Source organism: Streptomyces sp. NPDC029296 (assembly GCF_055569255.1).
Genome location: NZ_JBVHXT010000008.1, coordinates 181,020 through 206,730 on the forward strand (window position 1 = coordinate 181,020; position 25,711 = coordinate 206,730).

The window sequence follows — 25,711 nt, forward strand, 5'->3', positions numbered from 1 at the left end:
GCGGCGGGGCCCGTGGCGCGGAGGCGGGGTTGTGGTGGGGGCTAGCATCCGGTGCATGACGACTACTGAGCACAGCGGGTCTCCGCTGGACGTCGAGATCGGTGCCCTCCAGGGCGGCTCCGCGGAGCTGTCGCGGTTCGCGGGCAAGGCCGTCCTCATCGTGAACGTGGCCTCCAAGTGCGGCCTGACCCCGCAGTACGCGGGCCTGGAGGAGCTGCAGAAGCGGTACGCGGAGCGCGGCTTCACCGTGCTGGGCGTGCCCTGCAACCAGTTCCTCGGGCAGGAGCCGGGCTCCGCCGAGGAGATCGCGCGGTTCTGCTCGGCGACCTACGGCGTGACCTTCCCGCTGACCGAGAAGGTGGAGGTGAACGGCCCGGGCCGGCACCCGCTGTACGAGCGGCTCGTCGACTTCGCCGACGCCGAGGGGCACAGCGGGGACATCCGCTGGAACTTCGAGAAGTTCCTCATCGGCCGGGACGGGAGCGTGGTCGCCCGGTTCTCGCCGCAGACCACGCCGGACTCGTCCGAGGTCGTCACCGCGATCGAGGGCCAGCTGGGCTGAGCCCGGTCGCCCCGTGCGGCGACGTGCTCGCCCCTTGGTCCGGACCGCGTGCGCGGAGCCGGGGCAAGGGGCGAGCCCCCTCGGCAAGGACGGCGACTCGTCGAGAGGGCTCTTCGGTGGTGCTGGTGCGGTTGTCGTGCCGGGTGGGGTCCGGAAGGACTCCTTACGCCTTGACGGAGGCCACGAAGGCGTTCCAGGCGTCGGCCGGGAAGGCCAGGACCGGGCCCTCGATGTCCTTGGAGTCACGGACGGCGAGCTCGGCGCCGGTCGGCGACTTGACCTCGACGCAAGCGCCGTTGCCCCCGGAGTACGACGACTTCATCCACGTCTCCGAAGCGCCCTGAATCAGTGCCATGTCCACTCCTGTTGCGGTAGTCCGGTTCGCGCCAACCGTTTCGCCCGATCGGCTTGATCGACGCTAGCGGGCAACTTCCCCTGACGGAGGAGCCGTTCACTCGACCGGATGGCATATCCCGGGCGAGCCTTCCACTGGAGCGGACCGGCGGTGTACGATCCCGTGCCCCGCGCCCCTCCCCTCAGTCGGCGAACCTTTTCGCCGCCTCGGCGATGAACTGCCGGGACACGTCCACGTTGTGCGACTGCGCCCGCAGGTGCTCGTACATCACGGCGTACTTCTGCACGTCCTGCGCCTTCTCCAGGTACAGGTCGCTGGTGACGCCCTCCAGGTACACCACGCTGGAGTCGGCCGCGTCGGCGAACTCCAGGATGGCGTACTGGCCGTTGATGCCCGGGTGCGCGCCCACCTCGAACGGCAGCACCTGCACGGTGACGTGCGGCAGCTCGGACAGCTCGATGAGGTGCTCGAGCTGCTCCCGCATCACCAGCCTGCTGCCCACCACGCGGTGCAGTGCGGCCTCGTCCAGGACCACCCACAGCCGCAGCGGGTTGCGCTCGGTGGTGATGCGTTCCTGCCGCCGGATCCGCACCTCGACCCGCTTCTCGATCTCCTCCGCCGAGGTCTCCGGCAGCGCGCCGCGCACCAGCGCCTCGGCGTAGCGCCGGGTCTGCAACAGGCCCGTGACGATCTGGGGTTCGTACACCCGCAGCGACTCCGCGTCGGTCTCCAGGCCGATGTACACGCTGTACGGGATGTCCCCGAAGGTGTGCCACCAGCCCTGCTGCCGCGAATCGCGGGCCATCTCCATCAGCGAGTCGACGATCCGCTTGTCCTCGACCTCGTACACCCCGCACAGGTCGCGCACATCGCGCTGGCTGATGCTCCTGCGGCCGTTCTCCAACCTGCTGATCTTCGACTGCGACACCAGCAGCCGTTCCGCCACCTCTTCGGCCGTCATGCCCTTGAGCTCGCGGAGTCTGCGCAGCTCCTGGCCCAGCCGGCGCCGCCTGACGGTGGGATTGACATTGGACGCCACGGGACGTGCACCTCCGGCTGCCTGCCTGTGCCTCGACACTTTGCGTATCTGCTGTTGAGCAGACTGCCACCAAGGTGCTCGCCGCCGCTGGGAAACGGGGGATATGCGACGCCCTCGGGTGGACGCAGTCGAGCGGGACGGCGGGACCACGACCGCGGTCTCACCGCCCCGCTCCGACCAGCGGCTCCCGAACCGGGTCTGTGCGGGCCGGGGCACGCGGCCGTGTGCACGGCGGCGTCCCCGGCCCGGGTGTACGGCTCAGTGGGCCACGGCACGGGCCATGGACCCGTGGTGCGGCTGCATCGGAACCCCGCGTGCGGGCTCCGCCGCGGCCCTGGCGCCGGGCGCGGCCTGCCGGCCCGCCGGTGCCGAACCACGGCGCGGCTGAGCGGCCGCGCCGTTCTGTACGTCCATGACGGCGTGCGCGACGAGCCCGCCCATGGGGTCGTGCCGGATCAGATCCCGCAGCCGGGAGCGGGACGAGCGTCCCTCGTTCCCCGGATACAGGTGCTTGCCGAGCCCGACGGCGTGCGCCAGGGCGGCGAGCGCCGCGGTCCGCGGGTCCGGTGGTACGCCGGTGCGGATCGCGGAGTCCAGCCGGGAACGGATCTCCCGGCTGATGGCGGTGTCGGTCGCCTGGTAACGCGTCGTCGGCAGCACCCCGCACATCTGGCCGGGTACGGCGGCGACCATGCCGCACCGCTCCAGATGCGAGAGGTAGGTCTGCCTGAGCCCCAGCCGGGGCCCGCCGATCCAATGGACGGCACGCACCGGAGCGCCACGCCTTCGCAGCAACTCCAACGCGCAGTCCAGAGTCGGATCTCCTGTCGGCCGTGGCACCACCACGGCGATACGATCCCCGTCTGGGGCTATCCGTCCGGCCAGCGCCAGCTCCACTAGCTGTGCACCGGCCAGACCGAGGTCGAGCGACTGCGGCTGCGCAGTGGTACCCGTGGCCGGGTCCAGTGCCAGCAGCAGAAGCTCCTCCGGAAGTGTTCTGCGGCTCCTGCCCATCCATGCCTCCCCGCGTGGATGAATGACAGGGTGACCCCTCTCACATTGGTCTGTCGAGGGCGCGTGACCGGTTCGTAAGGGAACCGGTAGGTATGTCGTTCTCGTCTACCGCAGGGGCCAAGCCCTCACACAGGACACTGGTACATGGTTCGGACAGGGCGTGCGCGTAAGCGTGCGGCGCATGGAGGAGGCATCGGTGGCGGGCGAGTCCCCCGACAGGTCGAAGCAGCGCGAGTCGTCGGCGGAACCGACGCCGCGGAGCGCGGATCCGGTTCCCGAGTCCGATCCGCGGCTGACGGCGGCCCGCGAAAAGGATTCCCCGGCCGGCGGTAGGGACATGGCGACCCGGGTCCTGACGGTACGGTCCGAAACCCCGGCCGGGTCCGGGGCGTCGGGCGCGGAGGACCCCGCGCCGGGCGAGGGGGACACGGCCCTGCGCGCCGCCGCCTCGGCGTGGATCCGCGAGCCGGGAACCGACGCGACCGCAAAGCGGGCCGGTGTGGCGGGGAGCGCTGCCGGGAAGTCGTCCGGCGGGGAGGGCGAGGGTTCGGCCGACGGGAAGTCCGATGCGCGGACCGGGAGTTCGTCCGGTGCGGCGGCCGGTGCCGGTGCCGAGGGCCCGCCCGACGGGGAGCCGAAGGATGAAGCGGCGTCCGACTCCCGCGCGGAGAACGCGCCTGAGGGTGCGTCGGGTGCCGTCGCGGAGAGTGCCGGGGAGGTCTCGGAGGAGGCTTCGGCCGGGGACGCCGGCAAGGCGGGCGCAGAGGCAGAGGGAACCGGGGAAGAGGAAGAGGCGCAGGAAGGGGCCGAGGCGGAGGCCGGAGCCGACGACCGCGTTGGCGTCAAGGCCACCGGCGACGCCAAGGACCAGCCCAAGGGCGAGTCCGGCGCGGGCGTCGACGCCGACGGGGACTCGCACACCGATGCCGACGCCCAGGCCCACACCGACGCCGACGCCGAGGACGAGCCCGAGGCCGAGTCCCGCGCGGACGCCGGCCCGAAGGGCGAGGCGGACGCGGAGGCCGAGGACGGCACGGAGCCCGGCGCGGGCGCCGGCGCGGCCCCGGCCGCCAAGGCCGGCATAGACGCCGACACGGACGCAGACGCAAAGCCCGACGCCGAGGCCGAGGCCGACGCCAAGCCCGAGGCGGACGCGAAGAAAGACGCAGCCGCCGACGCCACCCCCAAGCCCGGCGCCACCCCCAAGCCCGGCACCGACCCCAAGCCCGGCGCCCCCGCCGCAGGCGTCGATCAGCCGACCACCGTCTTCAAGGCCGTCCAGCCCGAGAAGCCCGCCGTCGACCAGCCCACGACCATGCTCAAGGTCGGCGACACCGGCAAGACCAGGCCCAAGGCCAAGCCCGAGCCCGTCGAGTCCGAGGCCGAGCGCACGAGCAAGTTCGTCGCGCTGAAGAACGACATGCGCCCGGCCGGCAAGGCCACCGCGCCGAAGGACGACGCGCGCCCGGCCGCCAAGGCCGCCGTGGCGGACGCCACCACCCCCGTCCCCCAGCTCGGCCCCGAGCGCACCACCCAGCAGCCGCTGCCGCCCAAGCCGCCGCTGGACCTGCTGGCGGAGCTGACGAACACGCCACCGCCCCCGGAGACCCCGGTCCGTACCCTCGTGCGCCGGGTCAAGATCTGGACGCCGCTGGTCCTGCTGCTGGCGATCATCTTCGCGGTCGTACAGACGTTCCGTCCGCTGCCGTCGCCCACCCTCGCGCTCACCGCGGAGGACACCCACACCTTCGACGGCGGCACGACCCGGCTGCCGTGGCCCGGCGAGGGCCAGGGCTGGGTGGACGTGGACGGCATCGGCACGATGGGGAACTTCGGGAAGCAGAAGCCCGCGGCCATCGGCTCGGTCGCCAAGACCATGACCGCGTACATCATCCTGCGCGACCACCCGCTGAAGCCGGGCCAGGAGGGCCCGAAGATCAAGATCGACAAGAAGGCGGAGAAGGAGGCCGGCTACAACACCGCCGGCGAGTCCACGCTCACCACCGTCAAGGCCGGCCAGTACCTCACCGAGAAGCAGGCCCTGTCCGCCGTCATGATCCCCTCGGCCAACAACATCGCGCGGCTGCTCGCGCGCTGGGACGCGGGCTCGGAGGCGGCGTTCGTCAAGAAGATGAACGCCACCGCCGAGCAGCTGGGGATGTCCGGCACGACGTACACCGACCCCTCGGGCCTGAAGGAGACCACCGTCTCCACGGCCGAGGACCAGGTGAAGCTCGGCCGCGCCGTCGTGAAGGTCCCGGCGCTGGTCGCCATCACCAGCGTGGCCAGCTGGACGGACCCCTCCGGTCACTTCTGGCCGAACACGAACGAGCTGCCGTACCGCATCGGCGCGATCGGCATCAAGACCGGCAGCACCACCGCGGCCGGCGGCAATCTGCTCTTCGCCTCCCGCAAGAAGGTCGGCGGACAGACGGTGACGGTCGTCGGCGCGATACTCGGCCAGCACAAGCCGGACATCCTGGACACTGCCAACAAGGTCAGCAAGGCCGCGCTGCTCGCCGCCGAAGACGCGCTGACCTCGTCGAAGGTCCTGAAGAAGGGGGACGTGGTCGGGTACGTGGACGACCGGCTCGGCGGTCACACCCCGGTCGTGGTCACGAAGGACGTCACGGCGGTCGGCTGGCCGGGCCTGAAGGTGAAACTGACCTTCGCCTCGGGGACGGTCCCGCACACCGCGAAGGCCGGCACCCGGGTCGGCACGCTCACCGTGGGGGACGGTTCGGCCGCCGCGGTCAAGACTCCGGTCGCCCTCCAGAAGGATCTGGCCGAACCCGGATTCGGCGCCAAGCTGACCCGTCTGGGCTGATCACCGGCCACCCGGTCCCGCACCCGCACCCCGCCGCCGGGGCCCCACCCGGGAGCCCCGGCGGCGGGGTGCGTGCTAGCGTCACGAATCGGGGCAGGTCGCCGGTCGCGCGAGACAGGACCGCGAACTGGAAGAAAACGGAAAGCGGCCGGGTACACCGTGGAAGCGGCCGAGAACAGAAGACGGGACACGGGGAGTGCCTTCAGTGGCCACAGCGGAGCCGACACACGCCGACGACGCCGAACCGGGCCCGGGAGCCGGTGCGCGAATACGTCCGATCACGACCGGCGCGGACAGCCGCGCCCGCGAGACGCCCTCCGGCGGGCCCGCGGAGCCGCTCACCGTGCCCGGAAGGCTCCGCAGACGGCTGCTGCGGCACCCCGTGCTGTCGGTCACGGCCCTCGCGGGCGTGCTGCACATCGTCTGGTTCTTCACCTTCGCGAATAGCGGTGGCGATCTCGCCGCGCAGGACGCGTGGGCGGAGTTCGTCGGCCGGCACCCGGACTCGGCGTACAACCTCGCCTGGTACGGGGGCATGCACCCGGTGTCGTACAGCGTGGTGTCGCCGTATCTGATGTCGGTCCTCGGCGTCCGTACGACGATGATGGTCGCCGGCACGGCGTCGGCGGGCCTGCTGACCCTGGTGCTGATCCGCAGCCGGGTGGTGCGGAACCCGCTGTGGGCCTCGCTCGCCGGCGTCTTCGCGTTCCTGTGCAACGCGATCTCCGGGCGGGTGACCTTCGGGCTCGGCACGATGTTCGCGCTCGGCGCGGTCGCGGCGGTGTTCTGCTGGCCGCAGCGCTGGCGGACCAAGCGCTGGGCGAAGGCCCTGGTCACCGCCCCGCTGGCGGCGCTCGCCACGATGGCCTCGCCGGTCGCGGGGCTGTTCGTGGGCCTGGTCGCGGTCGCCCTGTTCCTCCAGAAGCGGCGGCCCGGCGCCTGGGCGCTGGGGCTCGCGCCGTCGGCGGTGGTCGCGGTGTCGGCCTGGCTGTTCCCGTTCTCCGGCACCCAGCCGATGGGGTTCGGCTCGGTGGTCATGCCGCTGCTGTACGGCCTGCTGTGCCTGTTCCTGGTGCCCAGGCGGTGGGTGACCGTCCGGCTGACGGCGGCCGTCTACAGCGTCGCCGTGGTGCTGGTGTGGCTGATCAACTCGCAGATCGGGTCGAACATCTCGCGGCTGCCCATGATGTTCGCGGGCGCGGCCCTGATCGCGGCGCTGCCGTACACCGTGCCGAAGTCCCGCAAGTGGTATCTGACCGTGCTGGCCTTCCTCGGCTTCGTCGGCTGGATCGGCTACAAGTCGGTGGACGACATCATCCACACCACCCCGGCCGCCTCCTGGGCGCGGGAGCTGGCCCCGCTGGTGAACGAGCTGCAGAAGGGCGGCGCCGAGAAGGGCCGCGTCGAGGTGGTCCCGGCCCGCTCGCACCGCGAGGCCTCCGCGCTCGCGCCGTACGTCAACCTGGCCCGCGGCTGGAACCGGCAGGCCGACATGGAGCGCAACCCGCTCTTCTACGACGACACGCTGAACTCGGCGAACTACCACGAGTGGCTGAAGCGCTGGGCCGTGCACTACGTGGTGCTGCCCAAGGACGACCTGGACGGGTCCGGCGGCCAGCGCGAGCGGGAGCTGCTGCGGCGCGGGATGCCGTACCTGAAGCAGGTGTGGGGCGACGCCAACTGGCAGCTGTTCAAGGTGACGGACCCGGCGCCGCTCGCCGAGCCGAACGCGGTGGTGGACCGCGCCGACCAGGTCGAGATGACCCTGCGGGTGCGCAAGCCCGGCCGGGTCCTGGTGCGCATCCCGTACTCGCCGTGGCTGAGCGTGGTCGACGAGCACGGCAAGAGCCTGAAGCCGCCGCAGGAGTCCTCCGGTACGCCGAAGACCTACCGGAACGTCAACGGATGTCTCACGCAGACCCCGGAGGACGCGAACGGGGACCGGTGGACGGTGCTGGTGGCGCCGAAGCCCGGGACGTACCGGCTGGCCGCGCCGTACCAGCTGCCGCGCGGCACGCCGTGTCCCGACGAGCTGAAGTGACCGGGCCGCGGTGACGGCGGCGGTCGGCCGCGCGGCCCGGTGACACAGGTGCCCGTGCCGGGGATCACCCGGCACGGGCGTCCGGCACAGTCGATCCATTCAAGAGTGTGAACGAAGGTCACCACAACGAACGATTTTGCCGCGACTTGACCTTCCCGTTGCTTGTCGCGTTCATGTAGACGGACCCACGATCGGGCACATGAACGCTCTCGACTGGGCCGTGCTCATCGGCTACTTCGGTGTGATGGTCGCGATCGGCGTCTGGTCGCACAAGCGCGTGGACAACGTCTCCGACTTCTTCACGGCCGGCGGCAAGATGCCCTGGTGGCTCTCCGGCATCTCGCACCACATGTCGGGCTACAGCGCCGTGATGTTCACCGGGTACGCGGGCATCGCCTACACCTACGGCGTCACCTCCTTCATCACCTGGTCCTTCCCCATCGCGCTCGGCATAGCCATCGGGTCGAAGCTGTTCGCGCCGCGCATCAACCGGCTGCGCTCCCGGCTCCACGTGGCCTCCCCGCTGGAGTACCTGAAGAACCGCTACAACCTGCCGACCCAGCAGGCGCTGGCCTGGTCCGGCATGCTGCTGAAGATCGTGGACGTCGGCGCCAAGTGGGCGGCGATCGCCACGCTGCTGTCGGTGTTCACCGGCGTCTCGCTGAACCAGGGCATCCTCATCACCGGCGCGATCACCGCCGTCTACTGCACGATCGGCGGCCTGTGGGCGGACGCGCTGACCGAGCTCGGCCAGTTCGTCATCCAGCTGCTGGCCGGGGTGTCCATGTTCGTCGCGGTCGTCATGAAGCTGAACGACAAGGACATCGGCTTCCTCGGGGCCTGGGACGAGCCCGCGCTGCACGGCCACGGCAAGCCGCTGGTCGGCCCGTACAGCACGGTGTTCCTGCTGGCGTTCCTCTTCATCAAGCTGTTCGAGTACAACGGCGGCATGCTGAACCAGGCCCAGCGCTACATGGCCACCGGCAGCGCCCACCAGGCCGAGCGGTCGGCCCGGCTGTCGGCGATCCTGTGGCTCCTCTGGCCGGTCGTCCTGTTCTTCCCGATGTGGATGTCCCCGCTGCTGGTGCACGCGGAGAAGCCGGACGGCTCCGACTCCTACGCGCTGATGACCGAACAGCTGCTGCCGCACGGGCTGCTGGGCCTGGTCATCGTCGGGTTCTTCTCCCACACCATGGCGATGTGCTCCTCCGACGCGAACGCGATCGCGGCGGTCTTCACCCGGGACCTCGCGCCGGTGCTGTCGGCCCGGGCGCGGGGCTGGGGGGAGCGTTCGGGGCTGATCGCGGCCCGGGTCACCACGGTGGTCTTCCTCGGCCTGTCCATGGCGGTCGCGACCCAGGTCAACTCCCCCGCCTTCAAGGACATCATCACGGTCGTCATCAAGTGGGTGGCCGGTCTGATGGGGCCGATCGCGATCCCGATGATGCTCGGCCTGCTGCGGGCCTTCCGCCGCTCTGGCCCGACGGCCGCGCTCACCAGCTGGGCGGCGGGGCTGCTGGCCTTCTGGCTGGTCAACTACCCCGTCAACTGGAACGTGGACGGCGGTGTACCGCTCCAGTACCAGGTCTCGGTGCCGCTCGCGGTGTCGCTGGTCCTGTACGTCCTGATCGGCTACCTGAAGCCGGAGGACACCCCGGAGCGGCTGGCCGTCATCGAGAAGGTCAACACCGACGGCGACGGGGCGGCGGCGGTTCCGGCGCCGGCCAGGGCGGGCGACGACGTGGTGGGGGCGCCGTAGGGGGTCTCATGCCCTCGGGTACCGCGCCAGCCACCCCGGTGACGCGCCGGCGGGGCCGTGCAGGGCGGGGCCCTGGGTCATCTCCATCGCGAAGTCGTCGGCGAGTTCGAGGAGCGTCGGGCGGCCCTCCAGCTCGGCCAGCCAGGCCGGGGGGAGGGCCGTCTCGCCGTGCAGGGCGCCGAGGAGGCCGCCGGTGAGGGCGCCGGCCGCCGCCGACGGGCCGCTCTGGTTGACCGCGAGGCACAGCCCGTGCCGTACGTCCTCCCCCACCAGCGCGCAGTACACGGACGCGGCCAGCAGCCCGTCCGCCGTGCCGTCGCCGGCCAGCTCCTCCACCCGGGCCGGGGCCGGTATCCCCTGGCGCACCGCGCCGAGCGCGTGCCGCAGGGCGTCGGAGACCGGCTGGTGGCCGGGGCGGGCGGCGAGCAGGGCGAGCGCCCGCCGCACGGCGCCGTCGAGGCCGTCGCCCCGGGCCACGGCGTGCACGATCACGGCGTACGCGCCCGCCGAGAGGCAGGCGACGGGGTGGCCGTGGGACTGGGCGGCGCATTCGACGGCCAGTTGCACGACGAGCTGCGGCTCCCAGCCGACGAGCAGCCCGAAGGGTGCCGAGCGGGCGACCGCCTCGGGGCCCGGCTCGTCGGGGTTCTTGGGGGACTCCAGCGTGCCCATGGTCCGGTCGCCGAACCCGATGAGCAGCGCACGGGTGGGGTCGCGGCGGGCGTACAGCCACTCCTCGCGGGCCAGCCAGCCGTCCTCCTCGCGGCGCTCGTCGGGACCCCAGTCGCGCTGGGTCGCCGCCCAGCGCAGATAGGCCCGGTGCAGGTCGGTCGGCGGATGCCAGGCCCCGGTGTCCCGTCGTACCTGGGCGCGTATCAGCCCGTCCACGGTGAACAGGGTCAGCTGGGTGTGGTGGGTGACGCTGCCGCGCCGGCCGTGCCCGGAGGCCAGGTCGAGCAGCCCCTCGTCGCCGTACGCGGCCCGGATCTGAGCCAGGGACAGCGGATCGGCGGGCGCGCCGAGCGCGTCGCCCACCGCGACCCCGAGCAGCGTGCCGCGCACCCTGCTGCGGTAGTCCTGCTGTTCGGCACGGCCCCAGACGGCACCGGTCGTCACCCCCACCAGACCTCCCCTGGCACCGCCCGCCTGTACGACGCGCAGCACTGTAATCGACCGGGAACGGCCCGTTCAGTGGGACAAAACCGCCCTCACGGGTCGTTGTCCGGCCGACCGGCCCCGTTCGCCCCGGCGAACCCCCGGGTTCACCGGCCTCTGGCTCAATACCCCCGGGCCGGACCGGTATGGGCCGGGAGAGAATCCAGCCATGACCACCACTCCCACCCGCCCCACCGGCCTCCGGCTCGCCGCCGGGGTGCTCACCGGCATACTCGCCCTGTACATCGCCCTGGTCGCGCTCGGGAACATCACCGACTTCGGGACCAATCAGAGTTACGTCCGGCACGTGCTGTCGATGGACACGACGTTCCAGGACGACGACCTGATGTGGCGGGCCGTGACGAGTACGGCCCTGGAGGACACCGCGTATGTGCTGATCATCGCGTGGGAGAGCGTGGCGGCCGTGCTGCTCGTCCGGGGGACGTGGCTGTGGGCGCGCGGCAGGGACGAGGCCGCGCGGCGCTGGTCCACCTACGGGCTGCTGATGCTGATGCTGCTGTTCGGCGGCGGGTTCATCGCCATCGGCGGGGAGTGGTTCGCCATGTGGCAGTCGAAGTCGTGGAACGGACTGGAGGCGGCGACCCGGATCTTCCTCGTCAGCGGGGTCGCGCTGATCGTCAACCAGCTTCCCGCCCGGCAGCCGCGGACGGGGACGGACGCTAGTTGACGACCGCGACCCGGGTGCCCTGGTCGCCGAAGGACCACAGCGCGGCCCCGTCCTCCTTGTGCAGGCGGATGCCGCCCAGCTTCTGGCCGTTCGCGGGGGGCGGGGAGGAGCCGTCCAGCGCGTTGGAGAAGGCGACGTTCACGCCGTCCGCCTTGGTGAAGTACATGACGTGCTCGATCTCCACGCCGTCCGAGCCCTTGAGGGACTGGGTGCGCAGGGTGATCGAGTAGCGGCCGGGCCGCGGGTCGACCGTGCCCGGCCACACCGGGAACGTGTGGATCGGCTTGCCCGTCGCGTCGACCAGCCACACCCGCTTGGCACCCAGCGAGTAGACGATCCGGCGGCCGTCACCGGAGTCCTCCGGCAGCGCGGGCTCCCGCGGGGCGGGCGCCGGCGCGGACGCGTGCGCGCTCGCGGACGCCGACGGGCCGGGCCGGGCCGCGGCGGCCCTGGGATGCGGCCCGGCGTCCGCCTGCACGGCGAGGGCGACGACGACCGCGGTCGCCCCCGCCGTCAGACCGGTGACCCAGGCCCACGAGGGCAGTCGGGCAGCCACGGCACGCATCTCCTCCGCTACGGGTCCCCGTCCAGCATCGGGGGTCGGATCATCGTACTCAGTCCAGGACCGGCAGCAGGTCCGGCAGGTGCCCGTCGGACGCCTCGGCGACCCGCCGCCGCTCCTCGGGGACCTCGCCGTACAGGGTGGTGCGCGGCCGGGCCGGGCGGCCTGCCGCCTCGGCCACCGCGACCAGGTCGCGGATCGACTTGTACGAGCCGTAGGAGGAGCCCGCCATGCGGGAGATCGTCTCCTCCATCAGGGTGCCGCCGAGGTCGTTCGCCCCGGAGCGGAGCATCTCCGCCGCCCCCTCCGTGCCCAGCTTGACCCAGCTCGTCTGGATGTTGGGGATCCAGGGGTGGAGCAGCAGCCGGGCCATCGCCGTCACCGCCCGGTTGTCCCGCAGGGTCGGGCCCGGGCGGGCGATCCCCGCCAGGTACACCGGCGCGTTGGTGTGGATGAACGGCAGGGTCACGAACTCGGTGAAGCCGCCCGTCTCCCGCTGGATGCCGGCCAGCGTGCGCAGGTGGCCGAGCCAGTGCCGGGGCTGGTCCACATGGCCGTACATCATCGTGGACGAGGAGCGGATGCCCAGCTCGTGCGCGGTCCGGATCACCTCGATCCAGGTGGCCGCGGGCAGCTTGCCCTTGGTGAGCACCCAGCGGACCTCGTCGTCCAGGATCTCCGCCGCCGTGCCGGGGACGGAGTCCAGACCGGCCTCCTTCGCGGCGGTCAGCCACTCGCGGATCGACATCCCGGTGCGGGTCGCGCCGTTCACCACCTCCATCGGGGAGAAGGCGTGCACGTGCATCCCCGGCACGCGCTCCTTGACCGCCTCGGCGATGTCGAAGTACGCCGTCCCGGGCAGGTCGGGGTGGATGCCGCCCTGCATGCACACCTCGACCGCGCCGACCTCCCACGCCTGCTGGGCGCGGTCCGCCACCTGCTCCAGCGACAGCGTGTACGCGTCGGCGTCGGTGCGGCGCTGGGCGAAGGCGCAGAACCGGCAGCCGGTGTAGCAGACGTTGGTGAAGTTGATGTTGCGGGTGACGATGTAGGTGACGTCGTCGCCGACCGCCGACCTGCGCACGTCGTCGGCCACCCGGCACAGCGCGTCCAGCGCCGGGCCGTCCGCGTGCAGCAGGGCCAGGGCCTCGGCGTCGGTCAGCCGGGTCGGGTCGTCGGCGGCCGTGCGCAGCGCCTCGCGCACGTCGGCGTCGATGCGCTCCGGGACCATCCCGGGGGCCGCCGCCTCGCGCAGCGCCTCCCAGTCGCCGTAGACCTCGTCGAAATCGGCGCGCCGGTCGCCGGTGCGGCCCTCGGTGTCGACGGCCGTGTGCAGGTCGGTGCGGCCGGTGGCGGTGAACACCTCCTCCGGCTCCTGCCAGGGCCGCCCCTCGACGACCGCGTCCGGCAGGGCGAGGCCGGTTGCCGGGTCGGCGAGGGCGAAGACGTGCGGGCGCAGCCGCGGGTCCAGCCAGGGCTCGCCCCGGCGGACGAACTCCGGGTAGACGCACAGGCGTTCGCGCAGCTCGAAGCCGGCCGCCCGGGACCGCTCGGTCAGCTCCTCGATCTGCGGCCAGGGGCGCTCGGGGTTGACGTGGTCGATGGTCAGCGGGGACACGCCGCCCCAGTCGTCGATGCCGGCGCCGATCAGCCGCTCGTACTCGGCGTCGACCAGGTTCGGCGGGGCCTGGAGGCAGGCGCTCGGGCCCATGATGAGCCGGGCGACGGCCACCGTGGCGACCAGGTCGTCCAGTTCGGCGTCCGGCATGCCGCGCATCGCCGTGTCCGGCTTGGCGCGGAAGTTCTGGATGATCAGTTCCTGGATGCCCTGGTAGGCGCGGGCGACCTTACGCAGCGCGAACAGCGACTGCGCACGCTCCTCGTACGTCTCGCCGATGCCGATCAGCAGGCCGGAGGTGAACGGCACGGAGGAGCGGCCGGCGTCCTCCAGGACCCGCAGCCGCACGGCCGGCTCCTTGTCCGGGGAGCCGTGATGCGGGCCGCCGGGCTCGGACCACAGCCGGGTGGCGGTCGTCTCCAGCATCATGCCCATGCTCGGCGCGACCGGCTTCAGCCGCTGGAAATCCGTCCACGTCATGACGCCCGGGTTGAGGTGGGGCAGCAGGCCGGTCTCCTCCAGGATGCGGACGGAGACCGCGCGGACGTAGGCGATGGTGTCGTCGTAGCCGTGCGCGTCGAGCCACTCGCGCGCCTCGGGCCAGCGGTCCTCCGGCTTGTCGCCGAGGGTGATCAGGGCTTCCTTGCAGCCGAGAGCGGCACCCTTGCGGGCGATGTCCAGCACCTCGTCGGGGGACATGAACATGCCGTGGCCGGCGCGGCGGAGCCTGCCGGGGACGGTGGCGAAGGTGCAGTAGTGGCACTTGTCCCGGCACAGCCGGGTCAGGGGGACGAAGACGCTCTTGGAGTACGTGATGACGCCGGGCCGGCCCGCCGCCTCCAGGCCCGCGTCCCGCACCCGCGCGGCGGAGGCGGCGAGGTCCGTCAGGTCCGCACCGCGCGCCTGGAGGAGTACGGCCGCCTCGGCGACATCGAGGGCGACGCCGTCCCGGGCACGTTTGAGGGCGCGACGCAGGGAGTTCTCGGTGGGGCCGGTTCCGGAGGTCGCGGAAGTCGTCATCCTTCGAGCATACGGTCGCGGTGATCAACACCGGCGTTCCCGGGGAGGGGCGCCCGTCGCGGCTGCGCGCGGGCTCGACCTGGCTTGTAGCGCCGTTCCCCGCGCCCCCCGGGCCGGCCTACGTTGACGGTGTGACGACGTTGCGCGGCACCTTCGCACCCGGCTCCCCCGACTTCGCGTACCTGCCCTTCGAGGTCCCGCCGGGAACCGGCGAGTTGAGAGTCTCCTACACCTACGACAAGCCCGCCGTGCCGCCCGGCACCCCCGGCAACGCCCTCGACATCGGCCTGTTCGACCCGCGCGGGACCGAGGTGGGCGGACGGGGCTTCCGGGGCTGGTCGGGCGGGGCGCGCAGCGAGTTCTTCGTGCGGGCCGACGCGGCGACCCCCGGCTACCTCCCGGGCCCGCTCACCCCCGGCACCTGGCACATCGCCCTCGGCCCCTACACCGTGGCCCCGCGGGGGCTGGCCTACGAGGTGACCGTCACGCCGGCCCCGGGCGCGGCCGGCATCACCCCGGAGCCGGTGTATCCGCCCGGCCGGGCCCGGGGGCGGGGCCGGGACTGGTACCGGGGCGACTGCCACCTGCACTCCTGGCACTCCGACGGCCGCCGCACCCCCGCCGAGATCGCGGCGCTGGCCCGCGCCGCCGGGCTGGACTTCCTCAACAGCTCCGACCACAACACCAACTCCTCGCACCCGCACTGGGCCGACGCGGCGGGCGACGACCTGCTGGTGCTGCTCGGCGAGGAGGTCACCACCCGCAACGGACACGTACTCGCGCTCGGCACCGAACCGGGCACCTTCGTGGACTGGCGCTACCGGGCCCGCGACGGCCGCTGGGCGCACTTCGCGCGGGCGATCCGGAACCGCGGCGGTCTCGTCGTGCCCGCCCATCCGCACGGCGACTGCGTGGGCTGCTCCTGGCGGTTCGGGTTCGCGGAGGCGGACGCCGTGGAGGTGTGGAACGGGGTGTGGACGCCCGACGACGAGACGGCGCTGGCGGGCTGGGACGCGCGGCTGGTGGCGGCGGCGCGGGGCGAGCGGGCGTGGCTGCCCGCCATGGGCAACAGCGACGCCCACCGCGATCCGGACGTGGTCGGCCATCCCCAGACGGTCGTCCTCGCCGACGACCTGACCCGGGAGGCCGTCCAGGAGGGGCTGCGCGCCGGACGGTCCTACGTGGCCGAGTCGGGCCAGGTCTCGCTGGCCTTCTCCGTCACGGCCGGGGACGGCCGGCGGGCCGGGATCGGGGAGCGGCTGGCGGTGGCCGCGGACACCCCGGTGACCGTGCGGCTGGAGGTGTCCGGCGCGCCGCGCTGCGCGGTGCGGTTCCTCACCGACCAGGGCCTGGTCTTCACCGGCGAGCCGCTGCCGGTGTCCGGCTCGGGTGCCGTGGAGTGGCACACCTCCGCCGCCCGCGCGGCCTACGTCCGGGCCGAGGTGCGGCACGAGACGGCACTGGGACCGGTACCGGGCGCGATGGCCGCGCTGACCAACCCGGTCTTCCTCGGGCCGGCCGGCGGCGGGTGACCCGGCGCGGCGGCAGCACGGCGCCGCCGGTGGGGGGCAGGACCTCGTCGTCGGTGCGGGAGCCGGGCGAAGGGGGCGTACGGGCCTCGGTTCCGGTCCGGGCGGGACGGAGAACCCCCGGCCGCGCGGCGGCCGTTCACCACCGGTCACCGCCCCCGCGCCTTCCGTCCGGCCGAGTACGGCGTACGCCCCGACGCGCGCCCGGTGCCCGGCCACCTCGCGCCGCCGCCGGACGGCCGTCGGCCGCGGAGCGGCCCTCCCGGGAGCGCGCGAAGGGGGTGTGAGGACCCTGTGGAACGCGTGAGGGCCTTGTGTCCCGGGGGCGCCGCCTTGTGATCGGCGTCTCGCACGGCTGACGCAACCGCCCCGAACAAGGCAAACTGACGGGGTTGTTCGTGATGCCGAGGGGGACGAACGCATGGACGGTGGGCCGCGAGTACCCGAGCAGCGGCGCGCCGGCTCCGCGGCCACCGCGGAGACCGGCACGCTGCGCTTCGGCGTGCTCGGTCCGGTGCGGGCCTGGCGCGGCGAGGAGGCGCTCGGCACGGGCTCCCCGCAGCAGCGCGCCCTGCTGGCCGCACTGCTGCTGCGGGAGGGCCGTACGGCCACGGCGGCCGAGCTGATCGACGCGCTGTGGGGGTCCGAGCCGCCGCCCCAGGCGCTGGCGGCGGTGCGCACGTACGCGTCCCGGCTGCGCAAGATCCTGGACCCCGGGGTCCTGGTCAGCGAGTCCGGCGGGTACGCCGTGCGCGGGCTGCGCGAGGGCGCGCTGGACGCTTCGGTGGCGCAGGACCTGGCGGCGGAGGCGGAGAAGGCGCGGGGCGCCGGTGATCTGGGCCGGGCCCGCGGGCTGCTGAACCAGGTGCTGGCGCTGTGGGACGGCGAGCCGCTGGCCGGGGTGCCCGGGCCGTACGCCGAGGCGCAGCGGGCCCGCCTGGAGGAGTGGCGGCTCGGCCTGCTGGAAGCCCGGCTGGACCTGGACCTGGAGCAGGGCTGCCACGCCGAGGCGGTCTCGGAGCTGACCGCCCTGACGGCGGCGCACCCCCTGCGCGAGCGCCTGCGCGAACTCCTCATGCTCGCGCTGTACCGCAGCGGGCGGCAGGCGGAGGCGCTGGCGGTCTACGCGGACACGCGCCGCCTGCTCGCCGAGGAACTCGGCGTCGACCCGCGCCCCGGGCTCAGCGACCTCCAGCAGCGCATCCTGCGCGCCGACCCGGCGCTGGCCGAGCCCTCCGCACCGGCGTCCGAACCGGCGGCGACACCCGTCCGCCCGGCCCAGCTGCCCGCGACGGTGCCCGACTTCACGGGCCGGGCGTCCTTCGTGGACGAACTCGGCTCCGTGCTCTCCTCCGCGTCGGAGACCGAGGGCCGGGTGATGGCGGTGTCCGCGCTGGCCGGCATCGGCGGGGTCGGCAAGACGACGCTGGCGGTGCACGTGGCCCACAGCGCGCGGGCCGCCTTCCCCGACGGGCAGCTGTACGTCGACCTCCAGGGCGCGGGCCCGCGCCCTGCGGAACCGGAGACGGTGCTCGGCTCCTTCCTGCGGGCGCTGGGCACGGCGGACTCGGCGATCCCGGACTCCCTGGAGGAGCGCTCGGCCCTCTACCGCTCCGTCCTGGACGGCCGCCGGGTCCTCGTCCTGCTGGACAACGCCAAGGACGCGGCGCAGGTACGGCCGCTGCTGCCCGGCACCGAGGGCTGCGCGGCCCTGGTGACCTCCCGGGTCCGCATGCTGGACCTCGCGGGCGCCCATCTGATCGACCTCGACGTGATGTCCCCCGACGAGGCCCTGTGCCTCTTCACCAGGATCGTGGGCGAGGAGCGGGTGGCGGCGGAGCGGGAGGCCGCGCTCGACGTCGTGGCGGCCTGCGGCTTCCTTCCCCTGGCGATCCGCATCGCCGCGTCCCGCCTGGCGGCCCGCCGCACGTGGACGGTGTCGGTGCTGGCGGCCAAGCTCGCCGACGAACGGCGCCGCCTGGACGAACTCCAGGCGGGCGACCTCGCGGTCAAGGCCACCTTCGAACTCGGCTACGGCCAGCTGGAGCCGGCCCAGGCCCGCGCCTTCCGCCTCCTCGGCCTGGCCGACGGCCCCGACATCTCGCTGGCCGCGGCATCGGCGGTCCTGGACCTCCCCCCGGAGGACACCGAGGAACTCCTCGAGTCCCTGGTCGACACCTCCCTCCTCGAATCCGCGGCCCCCAACCGCTACCGCTTCCACGACCTGGTCCGCCTCTACGCCCGCGCCTGCGCCGAACGCGACGAGGACCCCCCGAGCGAACGGGAGGCGGCGATGTCGCGGTTGCTGGACTTCTATCTGGCGACGACGGCGGGGGTCTACGCGATCGAGCAGCCCGGGGACCGGCTCATCGACAACCTGGAGACCACGCGGTATCCGGGGCTGCGGTTCAGCGAGGGTCCGGCGGCTCTCGACTGGCTGTACACGGAGGCGGCGTCGCTGCTGGCCTGCGTGCGGCAGGCCGCGGGGACACCGAGGCTGCGGCGGGCCGTCGATCTGCTGTGGGTGGCCAAGGACCTGACCGAGTCGGGCGCCAGCTCCTACCAGTACGAGATGACGGCGAGGGCCGCCTGCGCGGCCACCCACGCCATGGGCGACGCGTGGGCCGAGGGCAGGGCACGCACGGTGCTCAGCGACGTCCTCCTGGTCTCCGGCCGCATCCGGCAGTCGGAGGAGGAGGCCCGTGTCGCCATGGAGCTGGCGGAGAGCGTGCGGGACTCCACCACCGTCAGCTGGGTGGCCAACAACCGGGGACTCATCTGCCTGCACCAGGGCCGCTCCGCCGACGGCAAGGCCTTCTTCGACCAGGCGCTGGAAGGGCTGCGGGCCGCGGGGAACCGGCCGTTCGAGGCCACCGTCCTCGGCAACCTGTCACGGGCCTACCTGGGCATGGGCGAGACGAGGAAGGCCGTCGAGATCGCCCGGCACGGCCTCGCCACGCACAGCGAGATCGGCCGGTCGGTACGCCTGGCCAACAGCCATTTCGCGCTGGGCGTCGCCCTGACCCAGGCCGGCCGCCACTCCGAGGCGCTCGACGAGTTCGCCCACGCCATGGGCATCTTCCACGACCACCGGCAACGGCTGTGGGAGGGAGTGACCAACTTCCGGATCGCCCAGGTGCACCTCGCCACGCACCACCCGACACAGGCCGCGCAACACGCGGAACAGGCCCTCAACCTGGGGTGCATCGGCGGTGACCGGATGCGCGGGAACGTCCTGACCCTCCTGGGCCGGGCACTGGGCCGGCTCGGGCAGGTGGACCGGGCCCAGGCCTGCTGGCACGAGGCCCTGAACCTCTACGAACTGAGCGGCGCCCCCGAGGCCGACGACGTGCGCCCGCTCGTCACGGCGGCGTCCGAGAGGTGACCGGCCTCCCCTGACCGGCCTCCCTTCCCGGAGCCCGTGCGCGTTCAGCGTTTGTTTATCGCTACCCGGCATGGTCTTAGTGGGCAGACCGTCGCGTCGGGGGGCAGACGGTCCGGCCAGGAGCCGGCCAGTTAGTGTGCGGCTCCGGACACCCGTCCGGCGGCCAACGGGGGAGCTACCGGACGGGTGTCCCCCACTCGTCACCAAGCAGAGGAACTCAGTCCCATGAGCGAGCAGAAGAAGGACGCGACCGTCACTGCGCAGAACAACGCGATGCCCGCGCCGCCTGCCACGGACGAGTCGATCACCACACTCAACAACGCCATGCCCGGCGAGCCGGTCGGCGAAGAGACGATCACGACCTTCAACAACGCCATGCCGACACCGCCGCCCGCCCTGGACCTGAACGGCAAGTAGGGCCCCAGCACTTTCATTCCGACGGGGATCGGCCGCGGCGGCGCGGAGGGGGAGCCGCCGCGGCCGAGGCGTGTCCGGGAGCGGGTCGGGGGAAGCCCCGCTCCCGGGCCCGCCGCCGCACCATGCCCGGGGTCCGCCGGCCGAGAGGCGGCGGGGGTTCCGGGTGCACCGGCCTGCGCACCCGGGGGCGTCACGTGGTCCGTGCCGTGCCCGTGCCCTTCTCCGCGTCCAGCGCGTACACGCACCGGTCCTTGCTGCACGCGTACACCACACCGTCCCTGACCACCGGGGAGCCGGTGATCTCGCCGCCGGTCGCGAGCTTCCAGCGCAGCCGGCCGTCGTCGGCCTTCAGGGTGTACAGGAGGTGGTCGGTGGAGCCGAAGTGGATACGGCCCTCGGCCACGGCGGGCGCGCCCACGACGTCGCCGCCCGCCTGGAAGCGCCACTTGGGGGTGCCGGTGACCGCGTCCAGGGTGTACAGCCCCTTGCCGCTGCCGACGTGCACGTGCCCGGCGGCGACCAGCACCGGTTCGACGGAGGAGCGGGCCTCGGTGGCGATGCGCCAGCGGTCGCGGCCGTCGGCGGCGTCGAGGGCGTAGACCGTGCCGAGGTAGTCGGCGAGGTAGACACCGCCGCCGGTGACGGCCGGGCCGGGGGCGAAGGCCGGCGGGCACAGGAACACCGCCGGGGCCTCGAAGTGCCAGCGGACCCGGCCGCTCACCGCCTCGACGGCGAGGACGCGGGTGCCGGCCGAGATGTAGACGTATCCGTCGGGCGCCGGGGTCAGGCGCACCGGGACCCCGCCGCAGGAGGCCGCGTCGCCGATGGGGTACGACCAGCGCTCCTCGCCGGTACGGGCGTGCAGCGCGCGCAGCCGGGCGTCCTGCCAGACGTAGACGGTGCCGTCGTGCACGACCGGGCCCGCCTCGGGGGACTCGAAGTCGGTCTGGCAGCCGGTGATCTCCCACAGCTTCTGTCCGCTCGACGCCTCCCACGCCTGGACTCCGCCGCCGCGGGTGCCGGTGACGACCGTGCCCCGGTCGGCCTTGAGGCAGTACACCCAGGCGTCCGTGGACAGCCGCCACAGGTCGGTGCCCTCGCGGGCGTCCAGCGCGTACAGGGTGGGGCCGTCGGAGGCGTGGATACGGCCGTCCGCCACCGCCATGGACCAGGCGACGTCCCGGGTCTTGAAGCGGCGGCGGCCGGTGGCCACGTCCAGCGCGTGCACCTCGAAGGAGGTGACGTAGACCAGGTCGCCGGCCACGGCCGGGGTGCCCCACACGTCGTTCGACATGCGGAACCGCCACGGCCGCCAGCCGCTCGGCTCCGGGGGCACCGGCGGGACGGGCGGTGCGGCGGGGTCGGCGACGGCCACGCCGGGGCGGGGCCGGGACCAGCTGGCCACCAGGCCGGCCTCGGGCGGCGGCGCCTTGACGGCGGCGGCGCGGGCGTCGGCGACCCGGGGGCCGGGGCCGATGGGCACCGGGGCGCCGGCCAGCCGGACCGGACCGGTGTCCGGGGCACCGGCCGAAACCGGCACGGGGACCGGGGGCGCCACCGGCAGGGGCGCGGGGCCCGGCATGGACACGGGCGCCGAGGGCGGTACGGGGACCGGCGGGTCGTACGGCGGGGGCGGGGGCACCGTCTGCCGGACGGCGCCGCGCGGGCCGCCGGTCGGAGCCGCGGCGGGCTGGGCGGCGAGGCGCCCGCCGCGGCGGGTCTCGATCAGGGCGACGGCCTTCTCCGGCAGCCAGGCGGAGGCGGTGCCGCTGTCGTCGGAGCCGGAGCCGAACAGGTGCGGGGCGAGCTGGGCCTGGAGGTCGGCGGGGGTGGGCCGGGCGGTGGCCTCCATCTGCATGCACGCCTCGATCAGCGGGCGCAGCTCGTCCGGCAGGCCGGTGAGGTCCGGGCCCTCGCGCAGCAGCATGAAGACGGTCTCGACCGGGTTGGCGCCGTGGAAGGGCGGATGGCCGGTGGCCGCGAAGACGAGGGTGGAGCCGAGGGAGAAGACATCGCTGGCGCCGGTGACGCTGCGGGAGTCCTTGGCCTGCTCCGGGGACATGTAGGCCGGGGTGCCGACGGCGACGTTCGTCATGGTCAGCCGGGTGTTGGAGACCCCGGAGGCGATGCCGAAGTCGATCACCCGGGGGCCGTCCTCGACCACGAGCACGTTGGAGGGCTTCAGGTCCCGGTGGACCAGCCCGGCGCCGTGGATGGACTGGAGCGCCTCGGCCACGCCCGCCGCGAGCCACCGCACGGCCTGCGCCGGCAGCGGCCCGCACTCGTTCACTATCTCTTCCAGCGAGGGCGCGGGGACGTAGGCGGTGGCCAGCCAGGGCACGGCGGCGCGCGGATCGGCGTCGACCACGGCCGCGGTGTAGAAACCGGAGACCGCGCGGGCCGCCTCCACCTCACGGGTGAAGCGGACCCGGAAGAGCTGGTCCTCGGCCAGTTCGGTGCGCACCGTCTTGATCGCCACGCGCCGGCCGGACGCCGAGCGCGCGAGATAGACCAGCCCCATGCCGCCGGCCCCCAGCCGGCCCAGCACCTCGAACGGCCCGATCCGCCGCGGATCGTGCTGCGTCAGCTGATCCACCACTTGCCTGCCACCTCCCCGTACGAGCCGCGCCACCCCATATGTACGCGACCGAAGTGCAGCGTCTCACCACCGCACCGCCATGGCGGCACGCACCCCGATTCTTCCTGGCCGGGCGGCCGGTTGCGAACCCGGTGACAGTCGGGGTGTCTCACATTAATTCATCCCAAAAACGGATGGATCACCGCTGGAGCAGTGCGAAGGACGCCCCCTGATTGTCGGTGACGACGGCCACCCGGCCGTACGACGTCTCGAAGGGAGGCGCCTGCACCCTGCCGCCGAGCCGCCGGACCGTGCCGAGGGCGTCGTCCAGGCCGGTGACCCGGAAGTGGGCGACGAAGTGCGGGGGCATCTCGGCCGGGAACACCTCGGTCACCTCGGCCCGGCCGAAGTCGGGCCCGGCGCCGGAGCCGAACAGGGCGTCGTGGAAGAGGTCGCCGTAGAAGGCGTTGGCGGCGGCCGTGTCCCGGGTGTACAGCTCGGCCCAGACGAAGGTGCCCGGCGCCCGCCGCCGCCCGAAGCCGCGGTGGGTGCCCGGCTGCCAGAGGCCGAACACGGCCCCCTCGGGGTCGGTGGCCAGGGCCGCGGTGCCGAGGCCGTCGGCCGGGTACGGATCGGTGATCATCCGTCCGCCGGCCGCCGTGATCCGCCGGGCGAGGGCGCCGGCGTCCGGGGTGGCGAAGGAGACCGTCCAGACGGTGGGCATACGGCCGTCCGTCTTGGGGGCCAGCGCCGCGACCCGGTCCTCGCCCAGCAGGGCCCACACCGAGGAGCCGTACGCCTCCTGGAAGGTCCATCCGAAAAGCTCACCGTAGAACCGCTTTCCCGCCTCGACGTCGGGGAGCTGGGCGTCGACCCAGCAGGGGACGCCCTCCCCGTATGTCTTTTCGTTCGCGGATGCCCTGTTTTCGGCCATGCCGCAAAAGTAACCGGGCGGCGCGCACCCCGCAGACCAGGCACACCATCCCCGATCTCCCCGCGCACCCCATTTGCAGTCGGCCGAATCGCGCTCCCATCCCCCCTCGGTAAGCTGACGGCATGACAGGACAAGTGCGTACCGTCGACGGCCGCGTGGCCGGCCGGCGTGGGCAGGCGACCCGGCAGAAGCTGCTCGACTGCCTCAGCGAGATGCTCAGCTCCTCCCCTTACCGGGACGTCAAGGTCATCGATGTCGCGCGGAAGGCGGGAACCTCGCCCGCGACCTTCTACCAGTACTTCCCCGACGTCGAAGGCGCGGTCCTGGAGATCGCCGAGCGGATGGCGGCCGAGGGGGCGGGGCTGACCGAACTGCTCGAAGGGCGCACCTGGACCGGAAAGTCGGGCTGGCAGACCGCGCAGGAACTCGTGGACGGGTTCCTGGACTTCTGGCGCCGCAACGACGCGATCCTGCGGGTGGTGGACCTCGGCGCGGCCGAGGGGGACAAACGGTTCTACAAGATCCGCATGAAGATCCTGAACTCGGTCAACAACTCCCTGGCGGACTCCATCGCGGAGCTCCAGTCGAAGGGCCGGGTGGACAAGGACGTGAACCCGGCGGCGGTGGCCGGTTCGCTGGTCGCGATGCTCGCGGCGGTGGCCGCCCACCAGAAGGGCTTCACCTCCTGGGGGGTGAAGCAGGCCGAACTGAAGCCGAATCTGGCGCTGTTGGTGCACCTGGGCGTGACCGGCAAGAAGCCGTCCAAGTAGGCGCCGCACCTTTTACCAAGATCCAAGTCCTGTCTCGCGGGCGGTGGTTCAGCTACTGAACCACCGCCCGTTCGCCTATGCGGGCAGCGGCCGGTCCCGCACCACGTGCTTCATCACCAGCGTCGACGTCAGCCGCTGCACCCCCGGCAGGGTCGCCAGCCGCTCGTCGTACAGCCGCTGGAAGGCGGCCAGGTCGGCGGTGGCCACCCGGAGCAGATAGTCCGGCTCCCCGAACAGCCGCTGGGCGTCCAGCACGTGGTCCAGTTCGCCGACCGCCCGCTCGAACTCGGCGACCGTCTCCCGGTCCTCCTGGCGCATGGACACGAAGACCAGCGCCTCGAAGTTCAGCCCGAGCGAGCCCGGGTCCACCACCGCGCGGTAGCCCCGGATGGCACCGGCCCGCTCCAGCTCGCGCAGCCGCCGGTGGCAGGGGGAGACACTGAGCCGCACCCGGGCGGCCAGCTCGGTCACTGTCAGCCGCCCGTCCTGCTGGAGCTCGGCAAGGATTTTCCGGTCCACGTCGTCCATGAAGAAGATATTTGCGCAGAAGTCGCGATCATGAGCAAACTTCGGAAACACTTTCGGGTAATTCGCGCCTAATGTGCCCCGCATGGACTCGGGACTCCTCTTCTCCTTCCTCGCCGTGGACCTGCTGCTGGTGTGCGTACCGGGCGCCGACTGGGCGTACGTCGTCACGACCGCCCTGCGCGGCGGCCGGGTGCCGCGCGCGGTGGCGGGCCTGGTCTGCGGCTACGCCCTCCACACGGCCCTGGCGACGGCGGGCCTGGCGGTCCTGGTGGCGGGCTCCCCCGGCCTGCTGACGGCCGTGACGGTGGCGGGCGCGGCGTACCTGCTGTGGCTGGGCTGGGGGGTACTGCGCCGGCCGGCGGTCCCGGGGGCTACGGGTGCGGCGGTCCCGGGGGCTACGGGTGCGGCGGCTCCGGGAGCTGCGGGCCCGGCGGCCCCGGGAGCTGCGGGTCCGATGGCCTCGGGAGCTGCGGGTCTGGCGGTCTCGGGAGCTGCGGGTGCGGTGGCTCCGGGAGCTGCGGGCCCGGTGGCCCCGGGAGCCGCGGGTGCGGCGGTCCCGGGAGCTGCGGGCCCGGTGGCCTCGCAGGCGGATGCCGTGCCGGCGGACGGCGGCCGGCCCTTCCTGCGCGGTGCGACGATCAGCGGCCTGAACCCCAAGGGGCTGCTCCTCTATCTCTCCGTGCTCCCCCAGTTCCTCACCCTGCGCGGCGCGCACCTCCCCGTGCCCGCGCAGACGGCGGTCCTCGGCCTCCTCCACATGGCGTGCTGCGCGGCCGTCTACCTCACCGTCGGCGTCCTCGCCCGCGCCCTGCTCGCGGCCCGCCCGACGGCGGCCCGCGCGGTGACCCGCACCTCGGGCGCGGCGATGCTCGGCATCGGAGCGTTCCTCCTGGCGGAACGCCTGGCCACGCTCTAGGTTCCCGCGCCCCG

At 73.1% G+C, this 25,711-nt stretch carries 19 protein-coding genes; 10 read left to right on the forward strand and 9 right to left on the reverse strand.

Annotated elements, in window-relative coordinates; genetic code table 11:
• Positions 1 to 55: 55 nt before the first annotated feature.
• Complete coding sequence (locus ACZ4W9_RS09665; protein ID WP_467934399.1) at positions 56 to 562, forward strand: glutathione peroxidase; 507 nt, start codon at positions 56 to 58, stop codon at positions 560 to 562.
• A 163-nt stretch (positions 563 to 725) separates the two neighbouring features.
• Here ACZ4W9_RS09665 and ACZ4W9_RS09670 read toward each other — a convergent pair whose 3' ends face one another.
• From ACZ4W9_RS09670 to ACZ4W9_RS09680, 3 genes are all read right to left on the reverse strand, one after another.
• Positions 726 to 917: a DUF397 domain-containing protein gene (locus tag ACZ4W9_RS09670; RefSeq protein ID WP_467934401.1), complete on the reverse strand. Its 192-nt coding sequence runs from the start codon at positions 915 to 917 to the stop codon at positions 726 to 728.
• A gap of 181 nt (positions 918 to 1,098) precedes the next feature.
• Complete coding sequence (locus tag ACZ4W9_RS09675; protein ID WP_467934402.1) at positions 1,099 to 1,956, reverse strand: helix-turn-helix domain-containing protein; 858 nt, start codon at positions 1,954 to 1,956, stop codon at positions 1,099 to 1,101.
• A gap of 258 nt (positions 1,957 to 2,214) precedes the next feature.
• Positions 2,215 to 2,970, reverse strand: coding sequence for a GOLPH3/VPS74 family protein (locus ACZ4W9_RS09680; RefSeq protein ID WP_467934403.1), 756 nt, complete (start codon positions 2,968 to 2,970; stop codon positions 2,215 to 2,217).
• A gap of 337 nt (positions 2,971 to 3,307) precedes the next feature.
• Between ACZ4W9_RS09680 and ACZ4W9_RS09685 the strand changes: the two genes are divergently transcribed.
• The 3 genes from ACZ4W9_RS09685 to ACZ4W9_RS09695 all read left to right on the forward strand — a co-directional run bounded on the left by ACZ4W9_RS09685 (position 3,308) and on the right by ACZ4W9_RS09695 (position 9,597).
• The gene (locus tag ACZ4W9_RS09685; protein ID WP_467934404.1) at positions 3,308 to 5,797 is read left to right on the forward strand and encodes a D-alanyl-D-alanine carboxypeptidase; all 2,490 of its coding nucleotides are present in this window, start codon (positions 3,308 to 3,310) and stop codon (positions 5,795 to 5,797) included.
• A gap of 343 nt (positions 5,798 to 6,140) precedes the next feature.
• Positions 6,141 to 7,838, forward strand: coding sequence for an MFS transporter (locus ACZ4W9_RS09690; protein ID WP_467934406.1), 1,698 nt, complete (start codon positions 6,141 to 6,143; stop codon positions 7,836 to 7,838).
• 199 nt (positions 7,839 to 8,037) lie between these two features.
• The gene (locus ACZ4W9_RS09695; protein WP_467934407.1) at positions 8,038 to 9,597 is read left to right on the forward strand and encodes a sodium:solute symporter family protein; all 1,560 of its coding nucleotides are present in this window, start codon (positions 8,038 to 8,040) and stop codon (positions 9,595 to 9,597) included.
• A 6-nt stretch (positions 9,598 to 9,603) separates the two neighbouring features.
• Here ACZ4W9_RS09695 and ACZ4W9_RS09700 read toward each other — a convergent pair whose 3' ends face one another.
• Positions 9,604 to 10,719 carry an ADP-ribosylglycohydrolase family protein gene (locus ACZ4W9_RS09700; RefSeq protein WP_467934408.1) on the reverse strand — a complete coding sequence of 372 codons (1,116 nt, stop codon included), beginning with the start codon at positions 10,717 to 10,719 and terminating at the stop codon, positions 9,604 to 9,606.
• Between the two features lie 202 nt (positions 10,720 to 10,921).
• Here ACZ4W9_RS09700 and ACZ4W9_RS09705 point away from each other — a divergent pair, with 202 nt between their 5' ends.
• On the forward strand, positions 10,922 to 11,440 hold the full coding sequence (locus ACZ4W9_RS09705) for a DUF2165 domain-containing protein (RefSeq protein WP_467934410.1): 519 nt from the start codon (positions 10,922 to 10,924) through the stop codon (positions 11,438 to 11,440).
• Here the strand turns inward: ACZ4W9_RS09705 and ACZ4W9_RS09710 are convergent.
• The gene (locus ACZ4W9_RS09710) at positions 11,433 to 11,996 is read right to left on the reverse strand and encodes a hypothetical protein (RefSeq protein WP_467934412.1); all 564 of its coding nucleotides are present in this window, start codon (positions 11,994 to 11,996) and stop codon (positions 11,433 to 11,435) included. The two genes, ACZ4W9_RS09705 and ACZ4W9_RS09710, sit on opposite strands and share 8 nt — an antisense overlap.
• Positions 11,997 to 12,054: 58 nt before the next feature.
• Positions 12,055 to 14,640: a bifunctional FO biosynthesis protein CofGH gene (locus ACZ4W9_RS09715; RefSeq protein WP_467934413.1), complete on the reverse strand. Its 2,586-nt coding sequence runs from the start codon at positions 14,638 to 14,640 to the stop codon at positions 12,055 to 12,057.
• 131 nt (positions 14,641 to 14,771) lie between these two features.
• On the opposite strand from ACZ4W9_RS09715, the gene ACZ4W9_RS09720 reads away from it, so the two are divergent.
• From ACZ4W9_RS09720 to afsS, 3 genes are all read left to right on the forward strand, one after another.
• Positions 14,772 to 16,172: a CehA/McbA family metallohydrolase gene (locus ACZ4W9_RS09720; protein ID WP_467934414.1), complete on the forward strand. Its 1,401-nt coding sequence runs from the start codon at positions 14,772 to 14,774 to the stop codon at positions 16,170 to 16,172.
• A gap of 418 nt (positions 16,173 to 16,590) precedes the next feature.
• Positions 16,591 to 19,554 (forward strand): SARP-family global regulator AfsR, encoded by a 2,964-nt coding sequence (gene afsR / locus ACZ4W9_RS09725; RefSeq protein WP_467934415.1) that lies wholly within the window; start codon positions 16,591 to 16,593, stop codon positions 19,552 to 19,554.
• A 225-nt stretch (positions 19,555 to 19,779) separates the two neighbouring features.
• Positions 19,780 to 19,971, forward strand: coding sequence for a regulatory protein AfsS (gene afsS / locus ACZ4W9_RS09730; protein ID WP_467934416.1), 192 nt, complete (start codon positions 19,780 to 19,782; stop codon positions 19,969 to 19,971).
• A gap of 190 nt (positions 19,972 to 20,161) precedes the next feature.
• Here the strand turns inward: afsS and afsK are convergent, their stop codons facing one another.
• Both afsK and kbpA read right to left on the reverse strand, forming a co-directional pair.
• Positions 20,162 to 22,570, reverse strand: a complete 2,409-nt coding sequence (gene afsK / locus ACZ4W9_RS09735; protein ID WP_467934418.1) for a protein serine/threonine kinase AfsK — start codon at positions 22,568 to 22,570, stop codon at positions 20,162 to 20,164.
• A gap of 178 nt (positions 22,571 to 22,748) precedes the next feature.
• Complete coding sequence (gene kbpA / locus ACZ4W9_RS09740) at positions 22,749 to 23,483, reverse strand: AfsK-binding protein KbpA (protein WP_467934419.1); 735 nt, start codon at positions 23,481 to 23,483, stop codon at positions 22,749 to 22,751.
• Positions 23,484 to 23,617: 134 nt separating this feature from the next.
• Between kbpA and ACZ4W9_RS09745 the strand changes: the two genes are divergently transcribed.
• A complete protein-coding gene (locus ACZ4W9_RS09745) occupies positions 23,618 to 24,253 on the forward strand; it encodes a TetR family transcriptional regulator (protein ID WP_467934453.1) in 636 nt (211 codons plus the stop codon).
• Positions 24,254 to 24,328: 75 nt separating this feature from the next.
• On the opposite strand, the gene ACZ4W9_RS09750 is transcribed toward ACZ4W9_RS09745, so the two are convergent.
• Complete coding sequence (locus ACZ4W9_RS09750) at positions 24,329 to 24,781, reverse strand: Lrp/AsnC family transcriptional regulator (protein WP_467934421.1); 453 nt, start codon at positions 24,779 to 24,781, stop codon at positions 24,329 to 24,331.
• Positions 24,782 to 24,863: 82 nt separating this feature from the next.
• On the opposite strand from ACZ4W9_RS09750, the gene ACZ4W9_RS09755 reads away from it, so the two are divergent.
• A complete protein-coding gene (locus ACZ4W9_RS09755; protein ID WP_467934422.1) occupies positions 24,864 to 25,697 on the forward strand; it encodes a LysE family translocator in 834 nt (277 codons plus the stop codon).
• Positions 25,698 to 25,711: the final 14 nt, after the last annotated feature.

Excerpts from the sequence above, each read along its gene's own strand:
- ACZ4W9_RS09665 (WP_467934399.1), top strand. The coding sequence starts at position 56 with ATGACGACTACTGAGCACAGCGGGTCTCCGCTGGACGTCGAGATCGGT.
- ACZ4W9_RS09670 (WP_467934401.1), bottom strand. The coding sequence starts at position 917 with ATGGCACTGATTCAGGGCGCTTCGGAGACGTGGATGAAGTCGTCGTAC.
- ACZ4W9_RS09680 (WP_467934403.1), bottom strand. The coding sequence starts at position 2,970 with ATGGGCAGGAGCCGCAGAACACTTCCGGAGGAGCTTCTGCTGCTGGCA.
- ACZ4W9_RS09685 (WP_467934404.1), top strand. The coding sequence starts at position 3,308 with ATGGCGACCCGGGTCCTGACGGTACGGTCCGAAACCCCGGCCGGGTCC.
- ACZ4W9_RS09695 (WP_467934407.1), top strand. The coding sequence starts at position 8,038 with ATGAACGCTCTCGACTGGGCCGTGCTCATCGGCTACTTCGGTGTGATG.
- ACZ4W9_RS09705 (WP_467934410.1), top strand. The coding sequence starts at position 10,922 with ATGACCACCACTCCCACCCGCCCCACCGGCCTCCGGCTCGCCGCCGGG.
- ACZ4W9_RS09715 (WP_467934413.1), bottom strand. The coding sequence starts at position 14,640 with ATGACGACTTCCGCGACCTCCGGAACCGGCCCCACCGAGAACTCCCTG.
- afsR (WP_467934415.1), top strand. The coding sequence starts at position 16,591 with ATGGACGGTGGGCCGCGAGTACCCGAGCAGCGGCGCGCCGGCTCCGCG.
- afsS (WP_467934416.1), top strand. The coding sequence starts at position 19,780 with ATGAGCGAGCAGAAGAAGGACGCGACCGTCACTGCGCAGAACAACGCG.
- kbpA (WP_467934419.1), bottom strand. The coding sequence starts at position 23,483 with ATGGCCGAAAACAGGGCATCCGCGAACGAAAAGACATACGGGGAGGGC.
- ACZ4W9_RS09750 (WP_467934421.1), bottom strand. The coding sequence starts at position 24,781 with ATGGACGACGTGGACCGGAAAATCCTTGCCGAGCTCCAGCAGGACGGG.
- ACZ4W9_RS09755 (WP_467934422.1), top strand. The coding sequence starts at position 24,864 with ATGGACTCGGGACTCCTCTTCTCCTTCCTCGCCGTGGACCTGCTGCTG.